Source organism: Collinsella provencensis (assembly GCF_900199705.1).
GTDB classification, from domain to species: domain Bacteria; phylum Actinomycetota; class Coriobacteriia; order Coriobacteriales; family Coriobacteriaceae; genus Collinsella; species Collinsella provencensis.
On the sequence record NZ_LT904908.1, the window covers coordinates 714,101 to 726,492 of the forward strand.

General features: G+C 61.6%; 9 protein-coding genes. 1 reads left to right on the forward strand and 8 read right to left on the reverse strand.

Annotated features, from left to right (window positions below; translation table 11 throughout):
• Positions 1-13 precede the first annotated feature (13 nt).
• The 6 genes from rpmE to C1711_RS07700 form a co-directional block, all read right to left on the reverse strand.
• Entirely contained in the window at positions 14-460 is a 447-nt protein-coding gene (rpmE, locus tag C1711_RS03190) for a 50S ribosomal protein L31 (protein ID WP_102337767.1), read from the reverse strand.
• Between the two features lie 166 nt (positions 461-626).
• On the reverse strand, positions 627-2,051 hold the full coding sequence (locus C1711_RS03195; RefSeq protein WP_102337768.1) for a citrate synthase: 1,425 nt from the start codon (positions 2,049-2,051) through the stop codon (positions 627-629).
• A gap of 104 nt (positions 2,052-2,155) precedes the next feature.
• Positions 2,156-2,443, reverse strand: a complete 288-nt coding sequence (locus C1711_RS03200; protein WP_102337769.1) for an ACT domain-containing protein — start codon at positions 2,441-2,443, stop codon at positions 2,156-2,158.
• A gap of 237 nt (positions 2,444-2,680) precedes the next feature.
• Positions 2,681-4,531, reverse strand: a complete 1,851-nt coding sequence (locus tag C1711_RS03205; protein ID WP_234346202.1) for an adenine deaminase — start codon at positions 4,529-4,531, stop codon at positions 2,681-2,683.
• A gap of 253 nt (positions 4,532-4,784) precedes the next feature.
• Positions 4,785-5,999, reverse strand: a complete 1,215-nt coding sequence (tyrS, locus tag C1711_RS03210; RefSeq protein ID WP_199824829.1) for a tyrosine--tRNA ligase — start codon at positions 5,997-5,999, stop codon at positions 4,785-4,787.
• Between the two features lie 129 nt (positions 6,000-6,128).
• On the reverse strand, positions 6,129-8,213 hold the full coding sequence (locus C1711_RS07700) for a U32 family peptidase (protein WP_159060033.1): 2,085 nt from the start codon (positions 8,211-8,213) through the stop codon (positions 6,129-6,131).
• 247 nt (positions 8,214-8,460) lie between these two features.
• Here C1711_RS07700 and C1711_RS03225 point away from each other — a divergent pair, with 247 nt between their 5' ends.
• Positions 8,461-10,632, forward strand: a complete 2,172-nt coding sequence (locus tag C1711_RS03225; protein WP_102337770.1) for a PBP1A family penicillin-binding protein — start codon at positions 8,461-8,463, stop codon at positions 10,630-10,632.
• Between the two features lie 251 nt (positions 10,633-10,883).
• On the opposite strand, the gene C1711_RS03230 is transcribed toward C1711_RS03225, so the two are convergent.
• Together C1711_RS03230 and truA are read right to left on the reverse strand one after the other, a co-directional pair.
• Complete coding sequence (locus tag C1711_RS03230; protein ID WP_102337771.1) at positions 10,884-11,321, reverse strand: arginine repressor; 438 nt, start codon at positions 11,319-11,321, stop codon at positions 10,884-10,886.
• Positions 11,322-11,545: 224 nt separating this feature from the next.
• Entirely contained in the window at positions 11,546-12,385 is an 840-nt protein-coding gene (gene truA, locus C1711_RS03235; RefSeq protein WP_234346361.1) for a tRNA pseudouridine(38-40) synthase TruA, read from the reverse strand.
• Between the last annotated feature and the right edge of the window lie 7 nt (positions 12,386-12,392).

A 12,392-nucleotide genomic window follows, 5' to 3' on the forward strand; every position in this document is an offset into this window, starting at 1 on the left:
TGCGAATGAGGGCTTACTCGGCGTCCTCGGCAACGGGCTCCTCGGCAGGGGCCTCAGCGGCCTCGGCAGCGGGCTCCTCAGCGGGGGCCTCGGCGGCCTTCTTGGCAGCCTCGGCAGCAGCCTTCTTCTCGTACTCAGCGGCACGCTTGGCCTTCTCGGCAGCCTTAGCCTCGCGAGCGGCGGCCTTCTTGGCAGCCTCCTCCTCGGCAGCGGCCTGCTTGGCGGCCTTCTTGGCGGCCTCGCGCTCGAGAGCGGCCTGAGCGGCGCCACCGAACTTGTCGGCAAAGCGCTGGACGCGTCCGCCGGTGTCAACGAACTTCTGCTGACCGGTGTAGAACGGGTGGCACTCGTTGCAAAGCTCGACCTGGATCTCAGGCTTGGTGGAGCGGGTCACAAACGTGTTGCCGCAGCTGCAGCGAACCGTGCACTCCACATACTCGGGATGGATGCCAGACTTCATGGCAGGGCTCCTCTTCTCAATCGCGCCCTGGTTTCCGACCAGAGCAAAGGGTGACTTGGTTTCCGACCAAGTCAAAATAGCTTAACAATGCTACCACAGGGCGTGGCCGTGCGCCCATCCGCGTCCACGCACGCACGAACTGCACACAGAAAACCAAGAGGTGCGTTTACGCGCGCTCGGACAGCGGCACGTACACGCCGGGCTCCATCACGGCGCGATACGCCGGACGGATGATGCGGTGCGAGCAGATGAGCTCCTCCATGCGGTGTGCCGCCCAACCGGCCGTGCGCGCCACGGCGAACATGGGCGTGAACATGGACTCGGGAATGCCGAGCATCTTGTAGATGAATCCCGTATACAGGTCGATGTTGGCGCACATGGGCTTGGTGGTGCCGCGCACATCGCGCATGACCTGAGGGGCAAGATTCTCGACACGCTCAATCAGAGCGAACTCATCGCCCATACCCTTCGCCTCGGCAAGACCGCGGGCATAGCGCTTGCACAGCACGGCGCGCGGGTCGGACAACGTGTACACGGCGTGCCCCATGCCATAAATGAGGCCCGATCCGTCAAACGCCTCGCGACGCAAGATCTTTTCGAGATACGCCGCGACCTCGTCTTCGTTTTCCCAATTGGCAACATGCTCGCGAATATCCTCGTGCATGCTTGTGACCTTGGCGTTGGCGCCGCCGTGGCGCGGCCCCTTGAGCGAGCCGATGGCGGCGGCGTACGCCGAGTAGGCATCGGTGCCCGAACTCGACAGCACGCGGCAGGCAAACGTCGAATTATTACCGCCGCCGTGCTCGGCATGGAGCATGAGCATCACGTCGAGGAGCATGGCCTCCTCGTGCGTGAAGCCCTCCTCCCCGCGCAGGATCTGCAGGATCGCCTCGGCCGTGGAGAGCTCGGGATCGGGGACGGGCGTGGGAGCGCGCGTACCCTGCACCTGCGCGCTGTGGAACGTGTGCGCAAACGACGCGATACGCGGCAAGCGCGAGAGCAGCGAGATTGCCACATCGACCTCGTGCTCGGGCGTGGTCGAATCGGGCTCAGCGTCGAAGGCGTACAGCAGCAGCACGGCGCGCTGCAAAACGTTCATGATGGAAGGACTCACCGTGGTGATGGGGAACTGGCGTACAAAGTCGCCGGACAGATTGCGGAATGCGCCCAAACGCTCACGGAAATCCGCAAGCTCGTCGGCCGTGGGCAGCTCGCCGGTAATGAGCAGGTAGGCGACCTCCTCGTACCCAAAGCGGTCCTCTGCCTGGGCGTTCGTGATGAGATCTTCGATGTCATACCCGCGCAGGTACAGATGGCCCTCATCGGGCACGATGTTGCCATCGACCTTGCGATAACCATGCACGTCGGCGATGCGCGTCAAGCCGGCAACCACGCCCGAGCCATCGGCATTACGCAGACCACGCTTGACGTCGTGCCGAATAAACAGCTCGTCGTCATATTCCTCGGAGGGAATATCGTTGTACAGGCGTTCGGCGCGCTCATCCATATGGCGACTAGCATCGTAGTCCAGCACCAAGCGGCTCAAGTGGTCGTCGAATCGATAGTAGATGTGATGGGCATCGTATGCCATGTCGGTTCCCTTCCGTGCGGTATGCAAAGCGCCCCGACGCCGTGCTGTGACCTCGCACAACGGCGGAGCGCTCGTCTGCTGCGGCAGTGCGCCTGGGGTTGCGTCTAGAGTCGGTACATGAATTGGAATACGTCCTCGCGCTGGACTTCACAAGTCACGCCCAAGCGCTCCCCCTCGGCGACAAGCGCCTCTTGGAGCTGCGCAAAGTCGATGGTGGCGGCCGAAATATCCGCCAGCAGCGTCATCGTGAAGATGTCTTCGATGATGCTTTGCGTAATGTCTCGAATGTCAACGTTTGCATCGGAAAGCACATTCGTCACACCAGCGACGATGCCGGGGCGGTTCTTTCCCAGTACGGTAATCACGATGCGGTTCGCGGAAGTCTCGGCCATAAGGCGTCCTTTCGTTGGGGCGCATGGAGTAGGAGAAGGCAGGCATCTCGACGCAGGCGTGCCCCTCACTCCATTTCGGTGCAGTGTTTCCATTCTATATGGTTATAACCCCTCCGTGCGCACGATTCACAACCGTTACACGGACGAAAACACTGTGCCTGTCAAAACGAACGCCGCGATGCGAGGTGCACCGCGGCGTGTGTCGTCGAGCTATCTGCCGAACCGTTGCCTTTGAGCCTACTTCACAAAGCTGAACGTCGTAACGTCGAACATGCCCTCCGGGCGAATGCGCAGCGTCGGGATAACGGGAAGCGGCAGGAAGATCATGCCCATGATCGGATCGAGCGGCGGCTGGATGCCGGCGTCGCGAGCTTCGGTCATAAAGAGGTCGTGCTGTGCGGCGACTTCCTCCGCCGTACCATCGCTCATCAAACCGCCCAGCGGCAGGTCGATCTTTGCGGTGACCTCACCGTTGTGCACAAGCACGAAGCCGCCCTGGCCCACAGCCTGCACCGCCGTGAACATGTCCTCGGGATTGTCGCCCACCACGCAGATGTTGTGCGAGTCGTGGCCGATGGTCGATGCAATCGCGCCGTTCTCAATGGTAAAGCCGCGCACCCAGCCTTGACCGATGTGTTTGCCGGCAAGGCCCGTTCCCGCAGCACCCGCGCCATCCGCACCGGCAGCCTGAGCGGCGACACCGCGACCATAGCGTTCGACGAGCATGATGCGACGCAAGCCCTCACTCGTATCGGGACGTGCGATGCCCGTCACGGCCAAACCGGGGATGACGTCAATGACCGCCTCGCCCGCCTCAAACGGATAGGAGAACACGTCGAGCGAGAGCTCGGGCATCTGCACCGAACCGTGCAGCTTTGCCTCGAGCTCAACGACACGCGGAGATGCCGGGGCGATCTCTCCCACAAAGGTGCCGTCCTGTGCGACGAGCGCACCCGCCGCATACACGCAATGCGGCGCGGATGCAAAGGTGAGGTCGTCGAGAAGCAGAAGGTCGGCGCGCTTGCCCGGAGCAACTGCGCCGCGACGCTCGAGCGGGTCGCGATACCCATGGTCGAAACCGAAGACGTCAGCCGCGGAAAGCGTCGCCATGGAGATGGCGACCACCGGATCGATGCCCGCCTCGACGGCCATGCGACACGCGTTGTCAATCATGCCGATGCGCAGGGCGTCGGACGGTGCACGGTCGTCCGTGGCAAAGCAGCAGCGACGCGCCAGCGCCGGGTTCTCCACGATGATGGGCGCGAGCTGTGCCAGATCGTGGCTGCACGTACCCTCGCGCAGCATGGTGTACATACCGCGCGACAGCTTGTCGAGCGCCTCGTCGGCACGCGTGTTCTCGTGATCGGCGATTATGCCTGCAGCCGTATAGGCGTTGAGGTCCTTGCCCGCAGCGAGCGGAGCGTGCCCGTCAACCTGTCCGGACACCGTGCGGCCTGCCACATCGATACGCGAGCACGTCTCCTCATCGGCGAAATAAACGCCCGGGAGGTTCATCATCTCGCCCAAACCGAAAATATCGCCGGGGTGCTCATCCATAAATGCATGCATGTCGGCGGCCGAAATAACCGCACCCGCCTGCTCGTCGGGAAGCGCCGGAACGCAGGACGGCATCATGAACTTGATGCTGCCCGGCGTACGGCGAGCGTCCTCGATCATGAACTCGAGACCGGCAAGACCGCACACGTTGGCGATCTCGTGACTGTCGGCGATAGCCGTGGTCGTACCGCGAGCAAGCGCCATGCGTGCATACTCCGCGGGGCGGATGTTCGAGCTCTCGATGTGCAGGTGCCCATCGATGAAGCCCGGGGCGAGGTAGCGGCCCTCACCGTCGATGACCTGATCTGCATCCCATGCGGGAACGGATGCATCCTCGCAGTCGCGACCCTCGAACAACACGGCGGCGATGCATCCGTTCTTGACGGCAACCTGTCCGCGTGCCACACGAAGCTGATACACGTCGACGATCTGCACGTTCACGAACACCGCGTCCGCGCGCGCACGACCCTCGGCAACGTCAATCAGCTCTCGCATTGCCTGCACCGTATCCATCGAAGTCTCTTTTCCCATCATGCGCCCCTTTCATCAGGCCCGATTCCGCTCTATCGTACCCACGTTTTTCCGCAGCTATCAGACGCTCCACACAACGACATGAAAACGCCCAGCTGGCGTTTCTGCCAACTGGGCGTCAACTAAATCGAAGTCAGACCCATCGAATTCCGTTGGTTTTTCGGCATTTCATGCCTCGAAACGAGGCCATTCTTCCGGGGAAGCAACGGAATTCTCAAAGGAAAGAGAGCGCGTGAACGCGAACGCGCAAGCGCTATGCCAGGCGGGCGAAGTGACGCTTGCCGACCTGCAAAACCGTGCCGGGAACCAGCAACGCAGGGTCGACGTTGTACGTCTTGGGAGCGACCGCCTCACCGCTGAGCTTGACACCGCCGCCGTCGATGTCGCGGCGTGCCTGACCGGCGCTCGGCACCAGACCGGCCGCCTGCAAAACGGCAGGCAGGTACACAAGGCCCTCGTCGTTGACGGCAATCTCGACCGTGACCTCGGCGATGTCGGTCGGCAGCTCACGATTCTTGTGAACCTGGTCGAACTCGGCCTCGGCGGCAGCAGCGGCCTCGGCACTGTGGTAGGTCGTCACCAAATCGCGACCCAGCGCGCGCTTGAGCTCGTAGGGATTCGCCGTACCGTCGGCCAGCGCGGCGTCGATCTTGTCGACCTCCTCCGGCGTAAGCGAGCTCGCCAGACGGTAGTACTTGCCGATCATCTCGTCGGGAATGGACATGGTCTTGCCGAACATGTCCGCCGGCTCGTCGGTGAGGCCAATGTAGTTGCCGTAAGACTTGGACATCTTGCGGGTGCCGTCGGTACCTTCAAGCAGCGGCATGGTGAGTGCGACCTGCGGCTCCATGCCCATCTTCTCCATGAGCTCGCGGCCGGCGAGCAGGTTGAACAGCTGGTCGGTTCCGCCCATCTCGACGTCGGCGTTAATCTGAACCGAATCGTTTGCCTGCATGACCGGGTAAAGGAACTCGTGCAGCGCAATGGGGGTCTGGGACTGGTAACGCTTGGTGAAGTCGTCGCGCTCGAGAATGCGGGCAACCGTGAACTTGGACGCAAGGGAGAGCAACTCGGCAAGGCCCATGGGGAACATCCAGTCACCGTTGTGCACGATGGTGGTCTTCTCGGGGTCGAGGATCTTCATGGCCTGCGCCACGTAGGTAGCGGCATTTGCCTCAACCTGCTCCTGAGAAAGCTGCGGACGCGTGGAGTTCTTACCGGACGGGTCGCCGATGGTGGCGGTGCCGTTGCCGATGATGAGGGTCACGCGGTGGCCAAGGTCCTGGAACTGACGCATCTTGCGCAGCGGAACGGCATGGCCGAGATGCAGGTCGGGCGAGGTGGGGTCGACGCCGAGCTTGATGTTAAGCGGAACACCGCGCTCGAGTTTTTTGCGAAGATCGGCCTCGGGTACGATCTTGGCGGTGCCAGAGGCAATGATGCGCATCTGCTCATCTACAGGCAACATGGGAACACCTTTCTTGGTTACAGCACCCTCACCTGCGGTTCGTCGCGCATCCACGCGCATGCCGGCGGTGCTAGGAAAAGACACGTGCCGTCCAGTTTAGCCTAGGACGGCACTCGAAATGTGCACCATTTACGCGAAAATGCGCGTACGGCCGAACTCGTCCACACGCACCTGCAGCCGCGCGTGCCCGCTCTTGCGGTCCAACTCCACCAAGAAGCGATCCCCCTCTTGGCTCGCGCGGCGGCGCGCACAGGTGGCACACGCGTGATCGCAGGGACCCTCGGCGGTCAGTATGCAATGCTCGGTAATCATGAGCGGTGTCGAGCCTGGAGTGGGTACGTCGATGATGTGCGCGAGTTCAGGCTCCGCCGCAGCACGAAGGGCGGCAACATCGGAGGCGGAAAGCTCCTCGGGCAACCAGATCTTTTGAGCACCAAGGTCGCTTAGCCAGCGGGCCGTCTCGGCATTCCAAACCGAGATGGGAGATGCGGCTTCCCATCGTACGCCAGCCTCGCGTGCCGCGTCGATCTGTCCCAAGTTGCGGCAGATGACCGTCTGCTCGCGCTTGCACGCCGCCCGCACGCGAGCCATATCAGATGCACGGCACACCTCGCCAAGGTCAAACACATGTGAGACGTGGAAGTCCACGCCAGGCAGCGGCTCGTTGGGCCGCGACTTTTCGAGCAGCTTATCCCCCGAGTCTTCGAGCAGCTTATCCCTCGGGTCTTCGGACGGCCTTTCCTGCGCGCCCTCGAACGCCCGCACTGCCATCTCGTCGGTTGCCGCAGAAGACTCCCCCGTCTTCTTCGTTCTCGCGTTCGCAGAACTCTGCACATCACCCGTCCACAGGCGCTGCGCTTCCGCGCGCATGGCATCCACCGCCGCTTGCGCCTGCGCAATCACGTCTGCCGAGCGAACCACATGCACCACGCTGCCCACCTCGACCTTGCGTTTGCAGTGGACGAGCAGGCGCTCACCTGCGCGTGCCTGCGCGGGACAAGGGACCATGGGCCAGCGCTTGGGGACGTCGGCCGGCGCATCCTCACCGGGCGTCGAACAGATCTCGAGCGTATCGCCCGCATCGACCGGACGCTCAAACTCGATGACGACCTCTTCATGCCCGCGCGATACCACACGGCCTACCATGAGGCCCTGGTTGATCGCGCGCTCAAGACTCATATGGTCCGCACCCGTCGCAGCGTGTCCCCCGCGCAGATACCCATCGGTAAAGCCGCGATTAAATGAACGTGTGAGTTGCGCCTCGAGGTCGTCGAGTGCGGTGTCGTCAAGCGGGCGCCCTTGCTCCACCGCATCGAGTGCGGCGCGGTAGCAACGGACCACGTTGAACACGTAGTCGGGATTCTTCATACGGCCTTCGATTTTGAGCGAGGCGACGCCGGCGCGAGTCAAAGCCTCCACATAGCGAATGCCCAGGTAGTCGCGCGGACATAATAGGCGGTCGCCCGTCGCCCAAGCGTCATCGTCATCAACATGAACGCTTCCCTTGCCCGCTTCGCAAGCCTGCGCACCGTCCGCACGGCAATCGGGCACACGGCCCGTACGCCGATCTTGCGCCCCGCCTGCAAGCACGTTACCTGCGGCATCTTGCAACTCATACGCCATACGGCACGGCTGGACGCAATCGCCCCGATTTGCCGAACGGCCTCGCCGCAACGCGGAGTACGAGCACGAACCGGAATAGCAAATGCAAATGGCACCGTGGCAAAACGCCTCGATAGGTACACCCGTGGCACACAAGTCGCGCAACTCGTCCACCGACAACTCGCGTGCACACGTCACGCGCGCAACGTCGAGCTCGCGGGCGGCAAACTCAACCGCCTCAGCGCACTGCACGCCCGCCTGCGTGGAAAGATGCACCTCGACCTGCGGAATCTGCGCACGTAAACGCAAGCACAAGCCCGCATCGGCAACGATGAACGCATCAGCCCCCGCCTGCGCCGCAGCCTGAGCCAAGGCAACCGCGTCATCGAGCTCCGCATCGAACACATACACGTTGAGCGTCACATACACCCGCACACCGTGGGCATGCGCAAGCGCACAAGCGCACGCAAGCTCGTCTAAAGTAAGCCCCGCGTTCGCCGCACGCGCATTGAAGGCTCCGAGCCCCACATATACGGCATCGGCTCCTGCCGCCACTGCGGCAAAGAGCGCATCCAGCGAACCCGCTGGTGCGAGCAATTCCGGTACCCTCACGTGCGCCCCTCCCCTTCGATATCCACACGGCTGCGCGTCGTGTTGTCCCCGCATCTGCAGATTGCGCGCCATCCAAATGCCCCTCAATACTACAAGACAGTACACGGCGACGAACGCGCCGCACACATGGTTTTTCGCGTGAAGCGAACAAGCTGCTGTATGCCTGCTCCCGCTTGCGCTAATCTGTATCTTATCTATGTGCACGGTTTCCGGGCGCACGCCCGATTCCACTCGTAGGAGGTTATATATGGGTCCCCGCACGCGGAATACACGGCAGCGCGCCAAAACACATGCCGCACCCATCATCCTGGTATCCATCTTGGGTTTCATGCTCGTGGCGGGCATCGCCTTCGGCATCGGCATGATCGCCAACGTCAATCGCTGGCTTTCCGACCTGCCCGACTACAGTGATGCGGATGAGTACCTCGTAAGCGAGCCCACCCACATTTATGACGCGAAGGGTAACAAGATCGCCACGTTCTTCGTGCAAAACCGTGAGAGCATCACCATCGACCAGGTGTCCGAATGGGTTCTCAAGGGCACGGTCGACGTCGAGGACGAGCGTTTCTACGAGCATCCCGGCGTCGACATCATCGGCATCGGCCGTGCCGTGTTCGCGCAGCTCGCCGGACGCTCCGAAGGCGCCTCGACCATCACCCAGCAGCTGGTGCGCAACACCATCCTTTCCGAAGAGCAGTTCGATCAAACCATCGAGCGTAAGGTGCGCGAGGCGTTCATCGCCCTCAAGATGGAAGAGATCTACAGCAAAGACGAAATCTTGATGATGTATCTCAACACCATCTACTACGGCCATGGCGCGTACGGCATCCAAGCCGCCGCCCACACGTACCTCTCGAAAGACGCCAAGGACCTCACGCTTGCCGAGGCTGCGCTGCTCGTCGGCCTACCCAACTCCCCCTCCTACTATGACCCCACCGTCAACCCCGAGGTTGCCGTCGACCGTCGCAACAAGGTACTGGGCAACATGCTGCGCCTTGGGTCCATCACGCAGGAGCAGTATGACGAGGCCGTGGCTACTCCGCTCGAGCTCAACGTCACCTCGACTTCCGACACGGGTGTTGAAGTTTACGCGGACCCGTACTTCGTCGACTATGTCAAGATGCTCCTGCAAGAGGAGTTCTCCACCGATGTCCTGTTCAAGGGCGGCCTCACCGTCAAGACGACCATCGACCCCGACATTCAGGCTGCGGCGGAGAGCGCGGCAATCGATAACATCAACCGGTACAGCGCCGCTGGCGACCTCAACATCGGTATGACGGTCGTTGACCCCAAGACCGGCCAAATCAAGGCGATGGTGGGCGGTCGCGACTACTACGCCGACGACGCGCACACCAACTTCGCCACCACGCGCCGACAACCCGGTTCATCGTTCAAGATGTTCACGCTCGCAACGGCCATCCACATGGGCATGAACCCCAGCATCACTGTCAACTGCAGCTCCCCGATTTCGTGGAAACAGTCGGACGGTTCCACGTACCGCTGCCAGAACTATGCCAATGCAGACTATGGCTACGTCTCGCTCGCCCGTGCCACCGAAGTCTCTTCGAATACCGGCTACGTGCAGATCGCCGAGGCGATTGGCAACCAGAACATCCTGCAGATGTGCCGCAAGCTCGGCGTGGACACCTCCACAATGCAAGACGTCCTTTCGCTCACGCTCGGCTCGGGTGAGGTCTCCACGCTCGAGATGGCCGAGGCCATGGGCACCTTCGCCTCGGGCGGCCAGCACCGCGAGGCGGTAGCCATCACCGAAATCGTCTCGCGCAGCGGCAAGACGCTCTACAAGCATGAGGACGAGTACGAGCAGGTGCTTACCACCGGTGAAGCTCGCGCGGTCACTCAGGTGCTTCAGGGCGTCATGACGAACGGCACCGGTCGCGACGGCAACCCTTGGGCAAGCAGCCCCGTTGCCGGCAAAACTGGTACCGCCGGTACGGCAAACACCACCACAAACCTGTGGTTCTGCGGCTATTCTCCGCAACTCGCTGTCTCTATCTGGGTTGGTAACCCCAGCGGTAACAAGTCGCTCCACGGTCTGACGAACTCTCACCTTACTCTGCCCGTGTTCAGGAACTTCATGTCCGCGATGCTCGCCGCCCTCCCTGCGGAGAGCTTCCCCGAAGGCGAGGCTCCCACGTATAAGGACAACAAGGAATGGGTCTTCTCCAAAACGGAGGAGGAACCGCCTGAAGAGGAGGAAGAAGAGGAGGAGACCGAGGAGCCGACGACTCCCACCGAGCCTGAAACTCCGACTGAGCCGGAGACTCCCACCGAGCCTGAAACTCCGGTTGATCCCGAGCCAGGCACGGATCCCGAGCCAGGCACGGATCCCGAGCCAGGCACGGATCCCGAGCCAGGCACGGATCCCGAGCCAGGCGCGTCAGGCGTGTCCGAATAAACTACGCCACCTGATGTGGCGCCCATCACACTGTTGTCATCTGAAGTATCCGAAGGATAACGCAACGCAAAAGGGGCCCGGGAAAAATCCCGGGCCCCTTTCTTGTGGAAAACATCAACTTATAGAGCTGTTGTAGAACTGATTTGGGACGCGTAGCCGGCAAATTGCCGGCACCAGGACAAAACAGGAGCACGCCAGTCCGAAACATCGGCAGATGCAAACGCTCGCGGGGCGTTACCTGCGCACGTCCCCTACTTGCGGACGCTCCGCAGCTTGGAGATCAGATCCTCGAACTTCTTGCCATCCTGCGCGGTTTGGGCGATAACGAGGATCGTATCGTTGCCGGCAAGCGAGCCGAGCACGTCGGGAAGTTCCGCCGCATCGATTGCCGCCGCGATACCGAGCGCCGTGCCGGGCTGCGCTTTAACGATGACCAGGTTCTCCGTGCGCAAGATGTCAACCACGAGCTCGGAAACCATGCGCTGAAGATGCAGGTCTTCGGCGAGAACGTACATGCCCTCATGGAGCTTCTGCAGTCCCATATCGGCGATATCGCGCGAAACGGTTGCCTGCGTGCAGTCAAACCCGCGATCTTTCAAATGATTGACCAGCTGGCGCTGCGTGCGAACATCCGAAGTGCGCACGATTTCGCGGATGGCATCTTGACGTCCATTGCGTTTTCTTGCCATTTGCGTTTCACCCTCCCGCACAAGTCTCATCCAGATGTATCGAAGATGCATACCTTTTGGTTAGAATCGAGAACAATGCTAATCGATTCGAATCAACCATGCATATAATACGGGATTTTTACTCAAAACGTGTATACAAAATGTAATCGTTCCATGCACGGAACGATTACAGTGGGAAACGGACTCGTTGGGCTTCTCCGTGATGAAACGCACCGGGCGCGGGGTTACGGGCAAACCGTTAAAACGCCCTCGTCATACGTGACGTCCATAAAGCACAGTCCGCGCGCCGGTGCTGTGGGACCAGCCGCCTGACGATCGCAGGCGTCAAGCGCATCCGCAAGCCATTGCGGGTCGCGTCGATGGCAGCCGACCTCCACCAAGCTGCCCACAATCGTGCGCACCATGGAATGCAGGAAGGCATTACCCGTGATGGTGAATGCGATATGGTCCTCGCCAAGCGCGCTTGCCTGCTCAAAACCCACCGACATCACATTGCGGCACGTCGGCTTCCCTATTGCGGAAGACACCTTACAAAAGCTCTTGAAATCGTGCTCGCCGATAAGACATGCCGCGGCGCGCTCCATAGCCTCGACGTCGAGCGGCAAACGATGCCACCAGGTGACGTTACGCGTGAGCAACGGCGGAGCATCGCCCGTGACGATACGATACGTGTAGGCGCGCGCCCGCGCGTCAAAGCGCGCCGAGAAACCGGGGGCGGCGTGATATACCTCTCCAAGCGCGATGTCGTTGGGCAGCAGCGCCGCCATCGCGCGCATCCAGCGCCGATGCGTGATTTCAAGCTCCGATTCATACGCCGGTACGCTCACATACTGGGAAATCGCATGCACACCCGCATCGGTACGGCCGGCACACGTAAGATCGATGGGCCGGCGCAGGAACGTCTCGAGCGCACGTCGAACCTCACCGGCAACGGTGCGCTGGCTCGGCTGCTCGGCAAACCCGGAAAACGCCGCGCCATCGTAGCCCAGTCGAAACACCAGGGTCCCGTCGAGCTCGAGCGGGTCTGTAGCGATAACGGGCGCGGTCGCCCTCTCGTTTTCCAACGTCACG